The organism is Komagataeibacter xylinus (assembly GCF_004302915.1).
Lineage (GTDB): Bacteria > Pseudomonadota > Alphaproteobacteria > Acetobacterales > Acetobacteraceae > Komagataeibacter > Komagataeibacter xylinus_C.
Window position 1 is genome coordinate 1 of sequence record NZ_QQBI01000034.1, and the last position, 16,225, is coordinate 16,225.

The 16,225-nt window shown below is 63.8% G+C and carries 16 protein-coding genes; 8 read left to right on the forward strand and 8 right to left on the reverse strand.

Annotated elements, in window-relative coordinates:
• From DV027_RS14150 to DV027_RS14175, 6 genes are all read left to right on the forward strand, one after another.
• Window positions 1–469 (forward strand): energy transducer TonB (locus DV027_RS14150; RefSeq protein WP_130732638.1); only part of this gene is annotated, 469 nt, incomplete at its 5' end.
• 88 nt (window positions 470–557) lie between these two features.
• Window positions 558–1,592, forward strand: a complete 1,035-nt coding sequence (locus tag DV027_RS14155; protein ID WP_130732639.1) for a MotA/TolQ/ExbB proton channel family protein — start codon at window positions 558–560, stop codon at window positions 1,590–1,592.
• Window positions 1,593–1,594: 2 nt separating this feature from the next.
• On the forward strand, window positions 1,595–2,017 hold the full coding sequence (locus tag DV027_RS14160) for an ExbD/TolR family protein (protein WP_130732640.1): 423 nt from the start codon (window positions 1,595–1,597) through the stop codon (window positions 2,015–2,017).
• Between the two features lie 54 nt (window positions 2,018–2,071).
• Window positions 2,072–2,509 carry an ExbD/TolR family protein gene (locus DV027_RS14165; RefSeq protein ID WP_078525813.1) on the forward strand — a complete coding sequence of 146 codons (438 nt, stop codon included), beginning with the start codon at window positions 2,072–2,074 and terminating at the stop codon, window positions 2,507–2,509.
• A gap of 490 nt (window positions 2,510–2,999) precedes the next feature.
• Window positions 3,000–5,495 (forward strand): TonB-dependent receptor, encoded by a 2,496-nt coding sequence (locus DV027_RS14170; RefSeq protein ID WP_130732641.1) that lies wholly within the window; start codon window positions 3,000–3,002, stop codon window positions 5,493–5,495.
• A gap of 85 nt (window positions 5,496–5,580) precedes the next feature.
• On the forward strand, window positions 5,581–6,879 hold the full coding sequence (locus DV027_RS14175; RefSeq protein WP_242621937.1) for a nucleobase:cation symporter-2 family protein: 1,299 nt from the start codon (window positions 5,581–5,583) through the stop codon (window positions 6,877–6,879).
• Window positions 6,880–6,996: 117 nt separating this feature from the next.
• On the opposite strand, the gene DV027_RS14180 is transcribed toward DV027_RS14175, so the two are convergent.
• From DV027_RS14180 to xseA, 4 genes are all read right to left on the reverse strand, one after another.
• Window positions 6,997–7,713 (reverse strand): OmpH/Skp family outer membrane protein, encoded by a 717-nt coding sequence (locus DV027_RS14180; protein WP_110569812.1) that lies wholly within the window; start codon window positions 7,711–7,713, stop codon window positions 6,997–6,999.
• Between the two features lie 127 nt (window positions 7,714–7,840).
• On the reverse strand, window positions 7,841–8,248 hold the full coding sequence (locus tag DV027_RS14185) for a helix-turn-helix domain-containing protein (protein ID WP_130732642.1): 408 nt from the start codon (window positions 8,246–8,248) through the stop codon (window positions 7,841–7,843).
• 329 nt (window positions 8,249–8,577) lie between these two features.
• Window positions 8,578–8,958 carry a BA14K family protein gene (locus DV027_RS14190; protein ID WP_165399208.1) on the reverse strand — a complete coding sequence of 127 codons (381 nt, stop codon included), beginning with the start codon at window positions 8,956–8,958 and terminating at the stop codon, window positions 8,578–8,580.
• A gap of 20 nt (window positions 8,959–8,978) precedes the next feature.
• The gene (gene xseA, locus DV027_RS14195; protein ID WP_130732643.1) at window positions 8,979–10,439 is read right to left on the reverse strand and encodes an exodeoxyribonuclease VII large subunit; all 1,461 of its coding nucleotides are present in this window, start codon (window positions 10,437–10,439) and stop codon (window positions 8,979–8,981) included.
• Between the two features lie 66 nt (window positions 10,440–10,505).
• Here xseA and purD point away from each other — a divergent pair, with 66 nt between their 5' ends.
• Complete coding sequence (gene purD / locus DV027_RS14200; protein ID WP_130732644.1) at window positions 10,506–11,798, forward strand: phosphoribosylamine--glycine ligase; 1,293 nt, start codon at window positions 10,506–10,508, stop codon at window positions 11,796–11,798.
• A gap of 44 nt (window positions 11,799–11,842) precedes the next feature.
• On the opposite strand, the gene DV027_RS17655 is transcribed toward purD, so the two are convergent.
• Window positions 11,843–11,983 carry a hypothetical protein gene (locus DV027_RS17655; RefSeq protein ID WP_165399209.1) on the reverse strand — a complete coding sequence of 47 codons (141 nt, stop codon included), beginning with the start codon at window positions 11,981–11,983 and terminating at the stop codon, window positions 11,843–11,845.
• Window positions 11,984–12,012: 29 nt separating this feature from the next.
• On the opposite strand from DV027_RS17655, the gene DV027_RS14205 reads away from it, so the two are divergent.
• Window positions 12,013–13,398, forward strand: coding sequence for an MFS transporter (locus DV027_RS14205; protein ID WP_130732645.1), 1,386 nt, complete (start codon window positions 12,013–12,015; stop codon window positions 13,396–13,398).
• 94 nt (window positions 13,399–13,492) lie between these two features.
• Here DV027_RS14205 and ybaK read toward each other — a convergent pair whose 3' ends face one another.
• Genes ybaK through purF form a run of 3 tightly spaced genes read right to left on the reverse strand, consistent with a single transcriptional unit; the run spans window position 13,493 to window position 16,217 of the window.
• Window positions 13,493–13,969 (reverse strand): Cys-tRNA(Pro) deacylase, encoded by a 477-nt coding sequence (ybaK, locus tag DV027_RS14210; protein WP_130732646.1) that lies wholly within the window; start codon window positions 13,967–13,969, stop codon window positions 13,493–13,495.
• Complete coding sequence (locus DV027_RS14215; protein WP_130732647.1) at window positions 13,966–14,706, reverse strand: SDR family NAD(P)-dependent oxidoreductase; 741 nt, start codon at window positions 14,704–14,706, stop codon at window positions 13,966–13,968. Before DV027_RS14215 ends, ybaK begins: the two co-directional genes overlap by 4 nt.
• Window positions 14,703–16,217, reverse strand: coding sequence for an amidophosphoribosyltransferase (purF, locus tag DV027_RS14220; RefSeq protein ID WP_130732648.1), 1,515 nt, complete (start codon window positions 16,215–16,217; stop codon window positions 14,703–14,705). The genes DV027_RS14215 and purF overlap by 4 nt, the downstream gene beginning before the upstream one ends.
• Window positions 16,218–16,225 lie beyond the last annotated feature (8 nt).

Sequence of the window (16,225 nt, forward strand, 5' to 3'; positions counted from 1 at the left end):
GCCGCCACCCCCGCCGCCGCCGGAAATTACGCAGCCGCCGCCGCCGTATATTCCGCCGCCGAAGATTCAGGTGCCGACGCCGCCGCCGCCGATGAAGGTGACCCACGAGAAGCCGCCCAAGGCCATGCCGCCCGCAAAGGCGCAGCCACCGGCTGATGCGCCCGTCTCCAACGCGCCGCCCGTGCCAGATCACTCGGCAGGCACGTCGCCGCTGAACCATGTCGTGCCGGAATATCCGGAGGACATGTCGGAAGAAGGCCGTGAGGGCGTTGTGTCCGTGGCATGCGACGTGGAGCCGACCGGCGTGACCAGCAACTGCCAGGTGGTCAGCGTAAAAGGTGGCCAGGCATTTGCCGACGCAGCCCTGAAGGCGGTCCGCCGCTCGCGTTATGCGCCGGCAGTTAAAAATGGTGTGCCCGTCAAGGAATTCCACCATCTCTATACGATCACGTTCAGTCTGAACGACTGAGCCTGAGTGTTAGGTCAGGCGCGGCGGGGGCCGGCAGCACCCCGCCGCATCGCGAAAAAAACATCCTGCTCCAGAGGATTTTGGTTAAATGATCAGACTGCATCGTAAACACACTCTTGTTGCCTCGGCCGCGTTCGCTGCCATGCTGTGTGCTGCCTCGCCGCTTGCGGCGCTGGCGCAGGATGCCGCCCCGGCCGCGAACGATGCGGCCACGGCTCCGGCGGTTTCCGCCCCGCCCACCGATGGCGCTGGCGCACCCGCAGCCCCGGCTCCGGGCGCCGACGCCCCGGCCGCCGAAGCACCTGCCCCCGCCGCTGATGCCGCGCCGGCAGCCCCTGCGCCGGCACCCGCGCCTGCTGCTGACGCAGCCCCGCCGGCCGATGCCCCCAAGGCCCCCGAGGGCAACCCCTACGGCCTTGGCGCGCTGTGGGCCAATGGTGACTTCATCGCCCGTGGCGTGCTGCTCATCATGGTGTTCATGTCACTGGGCACCTGGTACATCATGATCACCAAGTTCTTCGAGCAGGCCCGCGTGATGAACGCCGCCAAGCAGGTGATAACCGATTTCTGGACCAAGGGTTCGATCAAGGAAGGTGCCGCAGCGCTGCCCGCGAACTCCCCGTTCCGCTACATTGCCGATACGGGTGTCAAGGCCGCCGAGCACCATGAAGGCACGATGCAGGAATCCATCGACCTGCATTCCTGGACCACCATGTCCATCCAGCGCTCGGTTGACGTGATCCAGACCAAGCTGCAGGGCGGCCTTGCCTTCCTCGGCACCGTGGGTTCCACCTCGCCGTTCGTGGGTCTGTTCGGCACCGTCTGGGGTATCTATCACGCCCTGACCGCCATCGGCATCGCGGGCCAGGCCTCGATCGACAAGGTTGCAGGCCCGGTTGGTGAATCGCTGATCATGACCGCCATCGGCCTCGGCACCGCCGTTCCCGCCGTTCTGGGCTACAACCTGCTGGTCCGCCGCAACAAGGGCGCGATCGACAAGGTGCGCAACTTCGCCGCTGACGTGCAGTCGATCCTGATGGGTGGCTACCGCCATGGTGCGGAAATCACCATCCATCCCGACAACTCCCCCACAACCACGACTATCGATAACCGGGTGGCCTGATCATGGGTATGCAAGTTGGAGGTGGCGGCGATGAAGACGAGGTGGTGTCGGCCATCAACACCACACCGCTTGTCGACGTCATGCTGGTGCTGCTGATCATCTTCCTGATCACCATCCCCGTCGCGACACATACCATCAAGGTTAGCCTCCCCATGGATGCTAACCAGCCAACCCGGACGTTGCAGAACAACATCGTCGTGGCGATCACGCCGAGCGGGCAGGCCTACTGGAACGAGACGCCGCTCACCAGCTACGCCGACCTGGAATCGCACCTGGAGCACGTGGCCGCGGAAAACCCGCAGCCCCAGATCCAGATCCGCGGTGACCAGACGGCTAAATACGAAGGTGTGGGCAAGGTGATCGCGGCCTGCCAGCAGGCCGGCATCGTTCACGTCGATTTCATCACTGAGCAGCCACACGGCTGATATCCATTCCCGGCCGGGGTTCATGCCCCGGCCACATTGGGGAGAGTAGACACCATGGGCATGAATGTCGGCTCAGACAGCACGACCGAGGACGAAGGTATTGTCGATATCAATACCACGCCCCTGATTGACGTCATGCTGGTGCTGTTGATCATGCTGATCATCACCATCCCGCTCCAGACGCATTCAGTCTCGATCGACCTGCCGCAGGGCAATCCGCCGCCTTCAGCCGCACCCGACCCGGTTGTGGATACGGTGGCGATCGATTTTGACAACACCATCACCTGGAATGGCGAACCCGTTGCAGGCGAGGCGGACCTTCAGTCCCGCTTCAAGGATGCGGCGGCCCAGCCGGTCCAGCCCGAGATGCACATCCATCCCGATCGCCTGGCCAGCTACAAGGTCGTGGCGCATGTCATGGCGGATGCACAGCGCCTTGGCGTAACCAAGCTGGGGATCATGGGAAGCGATCAGTTCATGGACGCGCAGTAAGCGCTCCGTTTTCACGACGCATCATCGTGACCTGAAAAGCGGTCCTTCCCTTGCGGGGAGGGCCGCTTTTTCATGTGTCCGGCATGGATATGAAATGCCGTTTTTTAGGGCATATGGCCCTGACGGGCTGTAGCATAAAAAGCACGCAACCCACATTGTTGGGGCTGATCAGACGGCTTTCATTCATATCGAATGGAAAACGGAATGATGCAAAATCGTTGGTTTATAGCACGATAGGCGTGATTACGCCTATTGGAGCATTCCGGGTTTCCAGATAGATAAACACTCTGTTGCGTTTTTTAAGCTTGGCCTGCCCAAGTGTATTTCATAAGTCAACAGAAAGGCGGAATGTTCAGTTTCCGCAACTAGTTCAGCATGGCCGGTACGGGACGGAAAATGCTGTCAGTACGGCAGACGGGGATGGCTGCCGCTGAAAACTGTATGGCTGCACGCAGTGGCGCGCCGCGGGAAAGATTTGCGGGGGGAATGAATGAAGACGGGCCGGGATATCTATAACGTCGTGATACGGCAGGTACGCAATGCGGCGGGGCAGGGCGGATTGGCCGGGCTGCGCAGGCCGGGGCTGAAAACGCACCTGCGTGCCGTATCCTGCCTGGTGGGCACGATGTGCATCGCCACGGGCAGCGAGGCATGGGCGCAGGTGGCCACCACGCATGCCACCACCACTCATCGCCACGCACCGGTCCGGCAGGCGGCGGCACCGAAGCAGCAGGCCGCAGCGCCCGCGGGTGTTACGGACACATCGGCACCCGAGCAGATCCGGGTGGCCTCCTCGCGTGAGGCCCGTGACGGCGGCGGCGGCATGATGCGCCAGGAAACCGCGCCCCATGCGGTGCAGACCATCGGCAAGCAGTTCATTGAAATGCGCAGCCCCACCAGCACGGCGCTCGACCTGGTCAAGAATCTGCCGAGCATGAACGTGACCACGCCGGACCCGTCGGGCATGGAAGGTGGCCAGATCCAGACCCGTGGCCTGACCGATCTCGACATGGGGCTGATGCTTGACGGCGCACCGGCGGAAGCAGCCAAATACCTGAACGAGGATATCGATTCCGAAAACATCGAGAGCGTCGAGGTAACGCCTGGCAGTTCCGCCACCGATCTGCCGGCCATGTCGGCCGCAGGCGGCGTGATGAACCAGCGTTCGCGCACGGCGTCGAAGAAATTCGGCGGTATGATGGATTTCTCGTACGGCACGAACAACATGTCGCGCGAGTTCATCCGGCTGGATTCGGGTGAGATCGGCCACACTGGCGTGCGCAGCTATTTCTCGTTCTCCAACACGCATTCGCGTTCATGGATGGGCTCGGGCATCAACCAGCGCAAGCACATCGATTTCGGCCTGCAGAAGGACTGGAACAACGGCTCCAACGCCAGGCTGTTCGTGTCGTGGAACTCCGAGGATTTCACCATCGATGCCTACCCCGACAGCACCGCGTTTGAAAACTACAAGCGCACGGGCGAAGGCTATGGCCGCAACTCCGACCCCACCAGTGACAACTACTGGAAGAACAACAACTCCCACTGGAACCAGATCTTCCTGACGGCACCGATCCATGTGGTGCTGCCTGCCAAATTTACGTTCGACCTGCAGTCTTATTTCAGCTTTGGTCAGGGTTGGGATGCCTCACCGGGTAACGGCACGCCCTATGTGTCGTCTTCCGGCACCAATGCGAGCGGTCCGTACTGGAATGTAAAGCAGAACCCGAACCAGACGGCGTATTTTCAGGAAAACGAAGCCCGTCAGGTCGGTGTGGTCGCCAAGCTTGGTTATGACATCGACAGGCATAACCATCTGTCGTTCGGCTACTGGTATGAAAACAACCAGACGATCCAGAACTATCCGACCAGCAATACCATGGCCAATGGTGCGGCCCCGAGTCCGAACTGGTCCGCCTATCAGGACACGTCGTTCGGTACGACGGGGGTGAATGCGGGTTATGAACTGCATGCCCTGTTCATTCAGGATACGGCGAAGTACTTTAACGACAAGCTGCAGATCCATGCTGGCTTCAAGTTCGTCATGTCCGATGCATGGGACAAGGGATGGACGTCGAATTCCAACACGGGATCATGGGTTTACGGCAAGAATGGTTCCATGACCGGCAAGATGGGGGCCAACACGACCGAGCCGCTGCCGCAGCTTTCCATTGGCTACACCTTCAACAATCATCACCAGATCTATGTGAATGCCGAAGGCGATTACCGCGAGCCGAGTGCAAACGATCTTGGCTGGCTTGATCCCCAATATGCCAAGATGCTGAAAAACCAGTATTCCATCAAGGAAGAGCTGGGTTACCGGTATCACGACAAATATGTCATGTTTGACCTGTCACTGTTCAACTACAACGTGACCAACCGTATTCTGAGCACCTATATTGGTGCCAATCAGTACATGCCGATCGAAGGTGGCAACCAGACCATGCGCGGCTTTGACGCCATGATCGCAAGCCGCCCGATTCACGGGTTTAGCCCTTACGCGTCATTTGAATACCTGCACGCGACGCAGGATTCCAACGTCACGGATCCCACGACCGGCATCACCTATGCCGCCAAGGGGCAGCAGGCCATCATGGCGCCGCGTATCATGGCCAATTTTGGCCTGACGTATAAGTACAGGGGCTTCTTTGCCAATGCCGCCGTGCATTACACTGGTCCGCAGTCGGTAGCGATCGATAACAGCGAGCGCATTCCCGGCTACGTGACCGATACCCTGTCGCTTGGCTATCATTTCAAGCCGTTCATGTATGCCAAGTCGCCCACCTTCAAGCTCAACTTCAGCAACCTGACCGGGTCGATTGTCAGGACCGGGGCCATGGGAGCGATTTACCACGCCGGACAGCAGAACAGTTCCTCCGCCTATCCCGTGTTCTATGGCGCCAGTAACGGTCGCTATGCGGATGGCAACTCCTTCATGGTCGAGCCGCGCTTTACCATGACGGGCTCCGTCTCCACCTCCTTCTGATCCTCCTAGCGCCTGCCGGACCCCGCCTTTACCAGAAGGCGGGGTTCTTCTTGTGCAGGCGCGTAGCTGCAAGTGGAGAGGGCGTGTGACAGCACAGAAAACCCACCCGGTTGATGAAATGCTGCCCATGGGCATGCTGTTTGCCTTCGGGCTGCAACATGCGCTGGTCATGTACGCGGGCACGGTGGCGGTGCCGCTGGTCTTTGCCGCCGCCATGCACCTGTCAGGCCCGCAGACGGTCATGCTGATCAATTGCGGGCTGATGACATCGGGCATCGCCACGATCATCCAGAGCGTGGGGGTATGGAAATTCGGCTCGCGCCTGCCCATCGTGCAGGGGTCATCCTTTGCCATGCTGGCATCAATGCTGCTCATCGGGCAGATCTATGGCGTGCGCTCGGTGTTTGGCGCGGTGATCGGCGCGGGGCTGGCCATGGTGGTGCTGGCGCCGGTCATGGCGCGGCTCATGCGCTTTTTCCCGCCCGTGGTCATTGGCTGCCTCATCATCATCATCGGGCTCACGCTCATTCCCGTGGCGGGGCGGTGGATCGGGGGCGGCACGCCCGGTGCGCCGGGGTTTGGCAGCATGGCCAACCTTGTGCTGGCCTTCGCCACCATTGTCATCACGGTGGGCGTTCAGGCCTGGGGCCGGGGGTTCTGGTCCAATATCAGCGTGCTGGTGGGGCTGGTGGCGGGCAGCGTGGTTGCGGCCCTGTGCGGCATGGGGCATTACGGCATGGTGGTTGAGGCGCCGTGGTTCGCCATCAGCACGCCCTTCGCCTTTGGCCTGCCCGAGTTCCATGCCATGCCGGTGTTCATCATGCTGCTGAGCATGGTCATCATCGTGGCGGAGACAACCGGCAACTGCCTGGCCATTGGCCGCGTGGTGGATCTGCCGGTCAATGACGCGACCATTGCAGGCGCGCTGCGGGCCGATGGCCTGTCCACCATGCTGGGCGGGGCGTTCAACAGCTTTCCCTATAATGCCTTTACCCAGAATACCGGGCTGATCGCCATGACCGACATTCGCAGCCGCTTTGTGGTGGCGGCAGCAGGCGTGGTCATGATTGGGCTGGGGCTGTTCCCCAAGCTTGGCGCGTTGATTGCCGCCCTGCCAGCCCCCGTGCTGGGGGGCTGCGGGCTGGTCATGTTCGGCATGACCACGGTGGGCGGCATACGCGAACTGCTGCATGTGCGTTTTGAAGGCACGCGCAATGGCCTGATTGCTGCCGTATCACTCGGGCTGGGGCTGTTGCCCATGGCCTGCCCGGACCTGTTTACCCACATGAACGCTCTGGCGCGGCTGTTGCTGGGCAACGGCGTGCTGCTGTGCATCCTGTCCGGCGTGGCGCTTAACCTGCTGGTGGGGCAGGATCGTAACTGATTGATAAAAGATAATAAAAAGTTCTTCGTGAAGCTTTTTTCAAAAAGCATACGAAGAATGCCGCCTTTTTGAAAAAAGGCGGCACCCCAAAACTTTTACCGTTAAAGACCTTGAGTGTTACTCGCCGCCGTTATCAGCAGGCTGGAACGGCATGACGGGGTATTTGCCGCTCTTGGCAATTTCCTCGGGGTCTTCCGTGGGGCCGGGCAGGTAAACGGTGGGCAGCACCTGGTTGAGGTAGGTCACGACCTGGTCGCTGATATCGAGGCTGTTGTCATGCAGGGCGGCGGTACCGGCCTGCAGCACCATGTTCATGCCACGGGCGGCGGCAATGGCGCTGACAACCTGCTGCATTTCACGCTGCACCTGGTTCAGGGCGACCTGCGCGTCTTCTTCAAGGATGCGGTTGCGGTTGCCGAACTTGGTGCGGTCGGCCATCACGCGCTTCTGCAGGTCCTGCTGCTGCTCGGGCGTGGGCGCCTTGCCCGCCTTGATGATGGACTGGCGCAGCGCCTGCAGCTGCGTGTCCTCGGCGCGTACGTCCTTGACCAGCGCTTCACGGCGGTTGCCCAGCTCGGTCTGCAGCTTCTGCACGGCAGTGGACTGCGCCATGATCTGCTGGGTGTTGAAGATGCCGATAACAGGCGCCGCAGGCTTGGTGCCAGCAGGCAGGGGCTTGAATTCCGGCACGGGGGGCATGGGCAGAATGGGGTTCTGCTGCTGGCCACCTGCGTCCTGCGCCATGGCAAGGGCCGGTGTCAGGGCAATAGCCAGCCCACAAAGCGCGCCACGCAGGCGGGCGTGTCCGGTCCGGGCCATAATGCTGCTCCGCATACCTGTCATTATCCGATCCATTATTGTTCCGCTATCGTGGTTTCTGCGTAGCGGATCGTATGGCGAAAGAACATCCTCGCACAGGCAAAAAAAGCGCCTTTGACACGAAATGGCGGACCGATCCCCCCTATAGCCGCCAGATCAGGGGGGTATGCGACAGGAAAATGAGGCACAGACCACCAAGGAACAGTACCCGGAAGCCCCGGTTGGCCCCTTTTTCCAGCAATTCGTCGCGGGTTACGATCTGCATGAAGGAATCGGACTGCCTGGCGCGCGCATCCTCGGGCAGGGCGGCCAGCCTGCCGCGCCATTCGGTGCGCTGGCGGGCCTGCTCGGTGTGGGAGATATTGGCCCGGCGGTACAGGCCATCCACATATTCATCAAGGTCTTCGATGCGGAACATCGCCTTGCGGCCATGGCGCATGGCAGCATGCGGGCCTGCCCCCACCAGCCTCAGGCTGCGGAGCCTGCGCGGCGTGATCCCGACATATTCCGCCGCCTCGCGCATGGAGAGCATGCGCTTGAGGGGGAACATGTGGACCGTCGCCTGTTGCTCACCTATGGGACCGGACGAGGGGGGCAGGGTCATGATGCCCTTGAAACTCGACCATCCCTTCCGGCCAAGTCAATGGGAATATGGCGCGGGCCTGCCCGCCTTGGGCATATGACCCATGCAGCATGCTCCTATGGGCCGGTCCCGTGTTGCGGCGTGAAAAGGCAGGCCAGCCAATACCCTGAAATAACAAAAGTTTTTGGTGAAGCCTGTTTTTCAAAACAGCTTCGAAAGAACGCCATCTTGTGAAAAAAGCCGACATCCAGGAACTTTTGTCATTTTTTATCAATGGTTTGTTTTCAGGCCATCCCCTAACGGCAGACCCGGCGGCTGCCATCGGCCGCGATGTAGGTGCCGGTCTGGGCATCGAAGCAGGCATTGGCCGCGCAACTGCTGGCGGCGGGCGTGACCTCGGGGTGGATTGCAGCCCCCATGGCATTGGCCTCGCGCGCGGCATGGCCACAGAGCGGCGTATCGGCCGGGGCGGACGGGTCGTTGGTCAGGATGGTGCCCGCGGGTGGCGCGCCTTCCTCGCCCGTAAGTCCGGGGGCGAAGTCCTGTGGCGGGATGCGGCCGGGCGTGGCCGCGGGCCGCGCCGCCGCATGGGGGGCGGGCGTGTGGGGCGGGTTATGCGTGCACGCGCCAAGCAGCAGGGCTGCCAGTATTGCGCAGAAGCGTGAGCGTAAGGTCATGTGAGGGGCCCGTCTATGCATTACAGATCCAGCTTCCCCTGCGGGCCGGGGGACGCTGCAAGGGGGCGGGCCGCGACCTTGCCATCGGCAAAGGTCATGATCACTTCGGGCACGGCACGGGCCTGTGCCGCCTGGGCCAGGGGCCTGCCCGCGCGGTCGGTCACCAGCACGTAGCCCCGCTCGAGCACGGCCTGGGGCGAGAGGGATTCAAGCTGGCCTGCGGCACCCGCCAGCACGCTCTTGCTGGCCCGCAACTGCGAGACCAGCACGGCGGGCGGCACGCGCAGGCGGCCAAGGGCGGCGGCCCGGCGGTGCAGCAGGCTGGTCATGGCCTGCTGGCTGGCAGTGCCCACGCGGTCGAGTTCCGCGCGGCGCAGGGCCAGGATCATCTGCGGGGCGGGCAGGCGGTCCGAGGCGTTCTGCACGCGCTCACGCAGGCGGCTGAGGCGGGCGGGCAGGGCAAGCTCGAGGCGGTAGGCGCGGTCATCAAGCCTGCGGCGGGCGTTTTCCACCACGGCAGGCAGGTCGGGCAGGCCCGCTGCCGCCCGGTCCAGCCGGGCGCGGGCGAGTTGCAGGCCGCGCTCCAGCCCGCTGCGCAGCCGGGCGGCACGCTGGGCCAGGCCGGCTTCAAGTTCGGCGCGTACCGGCACGGCCATCTCGGCGGCCGCCGTGGGCGTGGGCGCACGCTGGTCGGATACGAAATCGATCAGCGTGGTATCGGTCTCGTGCCCCACGGCGGAAATGACCGGAATGCGGCATGCCGCTACCGCCCGCAGCACCTCTTCATCATTGAAGGCCATCAGGTCTTCCAGCGAACCGCCGCCACGCGCCACGATCAGCACATCGGGGCGGGGCACGCCGCCATGCGGGCCGATGGCGTCGAACCCAGCAATGGCATGGGCAATGCGCTCGGCAGCCCCTTCGCCCTGCACCGGCACCGGCCAGACCAGGACCGGCAGGGGAAAGCGCCGGGCGATGGTGGTGCGGATATCATGCAGCACGGCCCCTTGCGCCGAGGTCACGACGCCAATCAGGCGCGGCAGGAAGGGCAGGGGGCGCTTGCGTTCGGCGTCAAACAGCCCCTCCTGCGCCAGCCGCAGGCGCAGGCGTTCGATCCGGGCCAGCAGCGCGCCTTCGCCCGCGTATTCCAGCCGGTCGATCACCATCTGGTACGACGAGCGCTCGCCATAGGATGAAATCTTGCCCGTGGCGATGACTTCCACCCCGTTCTCCGGCTTCAGCCCCAGCCGCGAGACCGTGCCGCGCCACACCACCGAGGAGAGCTTGCCCCCTTCATCCTTGAGCGAGAAATACAGGTGCCCCGAAGGGTAGCGCTTGAATTCGGTAATCTCGCCGCGCACGCGGATGCGGCCAAACGTGCCCTCGAGCACGCGGCGGATGGCGCCTGAAATCTCGGCCACCGAAAATTCAGGCGTATTGCCGCCCATGGCGCGGCCGGAGTCGGGAAACTGTTCAACCATCCGCACAAGGTATGATAGAGACGGCCACCCCGAAAGGGCAGAGATGAAAAACGGGAGAAACAAGTGATGCGGGTGCTGCTGGTTGGATCAGGCGGACGGGAACATGCCATGGCCGCTGCCATTGCGCGCTCGCCGCGACTTGAGGCCCTGTTCATCGCGCCGGGCAACCCCGGCACGGCAGCGCTGGGCACGAACTGCGCCGTGAAAGCCGATGACGTGGCAGGCCTGATCGCCCTGGCGCGGCGCGAGCGCATCGACCTTGTGGTGCCCGGCCCCGAGGCCCCGCTGGTGGCGGGCCTGGCCGATGCCTGCAAGGCAGCGGGCATTGCATGCGCAGGCCCCACCCAGGCCGCCGCCGCCCTTGAGGGCAGCAAGACCTTCACCAAGGAAGTGTGTGACGCGGCGGGCATTCCCACCGCGCGGTGGGAGCGCTTTGATGCAGCCGCACCCGCGCTGGACTACGTGCGCCGCCACGGTGCGCCCGTGGTGGTCAAGGCGGACGGGCTGGCCGCGGGCAAGGGCGTGGTCGTGGCCCAGAGCGTGGCCGAGGCCGAGCAGGCCATTACCGACATGATGACCGATGGCACGCTGGGCCAGGCGGGCCACAGCGTGGTGATCGAGGACTGCCTTATGGGCGACGAGGTCTCGCTGTTCGCCTTCTGCGCGGGTGAGACGGCGGTGCTGATCGGTGCCGCGCAGGACCACAAGCGCATTGGCGATGGCGATACCGGCCCCAATACCGGTGGCATGGGCGCGGTCTCGCCGCCGACCGGCTTTGGCCGCGAAAAGCAGGAAGCCGCCCTCGATGTGCTGGTGCGCCCCATGCTGCGCGAGATGGCCCGGCGCGGCACGCCGTTCACCGGCATCATCTTCGCAGGCCTGATGCTGACCCCTGATGGCCCGCAACTGATCGAATACAATGTCCGCTTTGGCGACCCGGAGGCCGAGGCCCTGCTGATCCGGCTGGAAAGCGACCTGCTCACCGCCCTTGCCGCCGTGGCGAAGGGCGACCTTGCGGGCACGGATATCCGCTTTTCCGGGCAGTCCTCCATCAGTGTCATCATGGCGGCGAAGGGCTACCCCGGCAGGCCGGTAACCGGCGGCGTGATCCGTAACCTGGCAGCGGCGGAAGCATTGCCCGGCGTGCATGTGTTCCAGGCGGGCACGAAGTGCGATGACGCGGGCGAGATCGTGGCCGCAGGCGGGCGCGTGCTGGCCGTGTGCGCCACGGGCGACACGCTGGCGCAGGCCCGTGAGCGCGCCTATGAGGCCGTGGGGCTGATCGACTGGCCCGATGGCATCTACCGCCACGATATTGGCCAGCGTGCGCTCGCTGCGCAGGAAAAAATTGGGCAATAATAAAAGTTGCCGGGCGCTGCCTTTCTTCAAAAAGGTGGCGTCTTTCAAAGCTTTTTGAAAAAAGCTTCACCAAAAACTTCTTTATGATTTGCACGATATTGCGCGAGCAGCCTTTTCAGGCTGCCTCCTGCCCGCGGTGGATTGATGGACAGGGCAGCTCGAATATCGTTTACAGAGCAGAACATTTTTTCTTCCCGCCTGAAAAGCTCCTGCCATGCCCCTCCAATCAAAACCTGTCCTGACCGAAGGCGAAGGCCTGCATGGCGCGGCCCGCGTGCGTGCCGTGACCGCCGTTGCCCTTGCAGTGCTGCTGGCCCTGCTGGACTACGCCATTGCCAACGTGGCGCTGCCCACGATTGCGGCGGATATTCATGTCTCGCCCGCCTCGTCGGTCTGGATCGTCAATGCCTACCAGCTGGCCTCCGTGGTCTCGCTGCTGCCCATGGCGGCGCTGGGCACGCGCATCGGCTTTGCGCGGCTGTGCCAGATCGGGCTGGCGCTGCTCACCGTGGCCTCGCTGTTCTGCGCCATGTCGCATTCACTGCTCATGCTCTCGCTGGCGCGTGCGGTGCAGGGTGTGGGCGGCGCGTGCATCATGAGTGTCAGCATCGCGCTGATCCGCTTCATCTACCCGCATGCCATCATCGGGCGCGGCATTGCGCTCAACGGTCTGATGGTGGCCCTTGGCGTGGGCGGCGGCCCGACCGTGGCTTCGATCATCCTGTCATTTGCCACATGGCCGTGGCTGTTCCTCATCAACATTCCGCTGGGGGCCACGGCCCTCGTGCTGGCGCTGGTGTCGCTGCCGCGCACGCCGGTCAGCCCCGGCTCGTTCGATGGCGTGAGCGCGGTGCTCAACGTGGTGGCATTTGGCGCGCTGATCATGGCCGGTGATTCCGTGGCCCACCATGCAGGGGCGGCCCAGGTGGTGGCGCTGCTGGTGGCGGGTGTTGCGGCGGGCGTGCTGCTGGTGCGCCGCCAGCACGGGCAGACGCACCCCATGTTCCCCGTCGACATGCTGCGCATACCCGCCTTTCGCATCGGCACGCTGGTGGGGTTCGTGGCCTTTGTCGCCTCCAACCTGTTCATGATCTCGTTTCCGTTCACGTTGCAGTCGCTGTTCCATTACCCGCCCGCCACCGTGGGCCTGCTCATGACGCCGTGGCCGGTGGGCATCATGGCGGTCTCGCCGCTCATCAGCCGCCTGAGCGACCGGGTGCCCGCGGCCATCCTGTCCTCGGTGGGGCTGTTCATGACCTCGATGGGGTTCCTGGCGCTGTACCTGCTCCCGCCTGATCCGGGCTGGTTCAATATTGCCTGGCGCATCATGCTGGCGGGCATGGGGTTTGGCATTTTCCAGCCGCCCAATAACCGGGTGATGATGGTGACGGCGCCCCCGGGGCGCTCGGGCGGGGCTTCGGGCATGGTGCAGATTGCCCGGCAGTGCGGGCAGGCCACCGGGGCGATGTGCGTGGCCATGGCCTTTGGCCTCATTGCCCATGACGCGGAACGGGACTGCCTGGGCTTTGGCTCGGTCGTGGCCATGACCGGCGCGCTGTGCAGCGCCAGCCGCCTGATCTGGCGGCCCGCGACGCGATGAGGAAAAGATAAAAGTTTTTGGTGAAGCTTTTTTCAAAAAGCTTCATGAAACGCCGCCTGTTTGAAAAAAGGCGGCACTCGAAAACTGTTGATTTTCAGGCCAGCAGGTCGGCCGTCATGGCACCGGTGGCTGTCATGGCATCGGCAGCGCTCAGGCGCACCAGATAGCCGCGCTTGCCACCATTGATGACAACATAGGGCTGCTCCAGCGCCTCGCGCGCAAGGGCCGTGCGCACGCGTTTGCGTTGGCCAAACGGGCTGATGCCACCCACGCGGAAGCCCGTGCTGCGCTCGGCGATGGCGGGCGGCATCATGTCCGCCGATTTGCCGCCAAAGGCCGCCGCCACCTTTTTCATGCTCAGGCTGGCTGCCACCGGCACCACCACGCAGGCAGGCCTGCCATCGACAAGCACCATCAGCGTCTTGAACACGCGGTCGGGGTTCTCGCCTATGGCGGCTGCGGCGTGGTTGCCGGTCTGGCCTGCGGTGGGGTCGTATTCATATTCCACCACCTCGAAGGCGATGCCTGCCTTCTGCAGGGCGGCCGTACCGGGTGTTGCCTTGGTGCTCATGCCACGCTCCCGTGCAGGTTGGCCGTCATATACTGCCCCTGCGGCTGGGGGCCGGGCTGGCACAGCCTTACGATATGGGGCGCAATGTCGTGGGGCGTGGGCAGGCTGGCCATGTCGAGCGCGGGCATGGCCAGCCTGCGCAGGCGGGTGGCGACGGGGCCGGGCTCAAACAGGTTGATGCGCAGCGGGCTGCCTGCGGGCAGTTCACGCACCCATGTGCTCACAATGGCTTCCTGTGCTGCCCGCGTGGCGGCGACCAGCCCCCAGAAGGGTGCGGGCTGGCGGGCATGCCGGTCGGTCAGGAACACCGCACGGCCCGCAGGCGCGCGCTCGAGCAGGGGGGCAAGCGTGCGGATCAGCCGCCATGTGGTGAGCGGGCCGGCTTGCAGCGCGCGCTCCCAGTCCTTGGGTTGCAGGTGCGCCAGTGGCGAGAGCACGCCCAGCGTGCCCGCGCAGTGCACCACGCAGTCCAGCCGCCCGAAGCCTGATGCAATGGAAGGGCCGAGCGTGTCGAGCTTTTCGCCATCGGTCAGGTCAAGCGGCAGCAGGGTGGCGCTGTGGCCGGTATGCTGGTGGATCTGGTCATCCGTCTGTTCCAGCCCGCCCTGCGTGCGTGCGGTCAGGATGCAGCGCATGCCCGCGCGCGCCAGTGCAATGGCCACCGCCTGCCCGATGCCCCGGCTGGCCCCGGTTACGAGTGCTACCGGGGCATTGGCCATGGTGGCGGGGTCGGTCATGCGGGTTCGGGGTGGTGTTCGGCCTCGTAATCCACCAGTTCGATCGGGTAGTCACCGGTAAAGCAGGCATCGCAGTAGCGGTTGGCAGCACTCTTGCGGTCCTTGTAGCCCAGCGCGCGGTACAGCCCGTCAAACGAGATGAAGGCAAGGCTGTCCACGCCGATCAGCCTGGCCATTTCCTCAATATTGTGCTGGGCGGCCAGCAGCTGGCTGCGCTCGGGCGTGTCGATGCCGTAGAAGCATGAATGCGTGGTGGGCGGCGAGGAGATGCGCATATGCACTTCCTTGGCCCCTGCCGCGCGCACCATGTCCACGATCTTGCGCGAGGTGGTGCCACGCACGATGGAGTCATCGACCAGCACCACGCGCTTGCCATCGAGCACCGGGCGGTTGGTGGAATGCTTCATCTTGACGCCGAGGTTGCGGATCTGGTCGGTCGGCTCGATGAAGGTGCGGCCCACGTAATGGTTGCGGATGATGCCAAGCTCGAAGGGAATGCCGCTCTCGGCGGCAAAACCCATGGCCGAGGGCACGCCGGAATCGGGCACCGGCACGATCACGTCGGCCTCGACGGCACTTTCACGCGCCAGTTCCACGCCGATCTGCTTGCGCGTGTCATACACCGCGCGGCCATCCATGACCGAATCGGGGCGGGCGAAATAGATGTATTCAAACACGCAGAAGCGTGACTGCGTGTTGTTGAACGGCCGCACCGAGCGGATGCCCTCGTCATTGATGATGACGATCTCGCCCGGCTCCACGTCGCGCACGAACTCGGCCCCCACGATGTCGAGCGCGCAGGTCTCGCTGGCCAGCACCCACGGGCCTTCCGTGCCGTCTTCCTCGCGGATGCGGCCCAGGATCAGCGGGCGCACGCCCAGCGGGTCGCGCACGCCAATCAGTTCATCACGTGACAGCACGATCAGCGAATACGCGCCAAGTACCTGCTTGAGCGCATCGATCAGCCGGTCAACCACGTTGGAATAGAGCGAGATGGCGATGAGGTGGATGAACACCTCGCTATCAGTGGTGGACTGGAAGATGCAGCCGCGCCGCACCAGCGCCTTGCGCAGGGTCTCGGCATTGGTCAGGTTGCCGTTATGGGCCACGGCCAGCCCGCCGAACTCGAAATCGGCAAACAGCGGCTGCACGTTGCGGATCAGGGTTGCCCCGGTGGTGGCGTAGCGGTTGTGGCCCACCGCGCAGCTACCGGGCAGGGTGGCCATGACGCGGGCATCGCCAAACACGTCGCCCACCAGCCCCAGCCCCTTGTGGGTGTGGAAGCGCTCGCCATCATAGGACACGATGCCGCTGGCTTCCTGCCCGCGATGCTGGAGCGCATGCAGGCCAAGGGCGGTCAGGGCGGAGGCATCCTTGGTGTTCCATACGCCAAAGACCCCACATTCCTCATGCGGCTTGTCATCATCATGGCGCCACTGGGCGGCGATGTCATCGCGCTCGTGCTGGGTGGGCGGGTTACCGGATGTGGTGTGCAGGCTGGTGCGGGACATGGTGGGCG

Coding starts and splice junctions, on each gene's coding strand:
- DV027_RS14155 (WP_130732639.1), top strand. CDS start 558: ATGATCAGACTGCATCGTAAACACACTCTTGTTGCCTCGGCCGCGTTC.
- DV027_RS14160 (WP_130732640.1), top strand. CDS start 1,595: ATGGGTATGCAAGTTGGAGGTGGCGGCGATGAAGACGAGGTGGTGTCG.
- DV027_RS14165 (WP_078525813.1), top strand. CDS start 2,072: ATGGGCATGAATGTCGGCTCAGACAGCACGACCGAGGACGAAGGTATT.
- DV027_RS14170 (WP_130732641.1), top strand. CDS start 3,000: ATGAAGACGGGCCGGGATATCTATAACGTCGTGATACGGCAGGTACGC.
- DV027_RS14180 (WP_110569812.1), bottom strand. CDS start 7,713: ATGCGGAGCAGCATTATGGCCCGGACCGGACACGCCCGCCTGCGTGGC.
- DV027_RS14185 (WP_130732642.1), bottom strand. CDS start 8,248: ATGTTCCCCCTCAAGCGCATGCTCTCCATGCGCGAGGCGGCGGAATAT.
- DV027_RS14190 (WP_165399208.1), bottom strand. CDS start 8,958: ATGACCTTACGCTCACGCTTCTGCGCAATACTGGCAGCCCTGCTGCTT.
- xseA (WP_130732643.1), bottom strand. CDS start 10,439: ATGGTTGAACAGTTTCCCGACTCCGGCCGCGCCATGGGCGGCAATACG.
- purD (WP_130732644.1), top strand. CDS start 10,506: ATGCGGGTGCTGCTGGTTGGATCAGGCGGACGGGAACATGCCATGGCC.
- DV027_RS17655 (WP_165399209.1), bottom strand. CDS start 11,983: ATGTTCTGCTCTGTAAACGATATTCGAGCTGCCCTGTCCATCAATCCA.
- DV027_RS14205 (WP_130732645.1), top strand. CDS start 12,013: ATGCCCCTCCAATCAAAACCTGTCCTGACCGAAGGCGAAGGCCTGCAT.
- ybaK (WP_130732646.1), bottom strand. CDS start 13,969: ATGAGCACCAAGGCAACACCCGGTACGGCCGCCCTGCAGAAGGCAGGC.
- DV027_RS14215 (WP_130732647.1), bottom strand. CDS start 14,706: ATGACCGACCCCGCCACCATGGCCAATGCCCCGGTAGCACTCGTAACC.
- purF (WP_130732648.1), bottom strand. CDS start 16,217: ATGTCCCGCACCAGCCTGCACACCACATCCGGTAACCCGCCCACCCAG.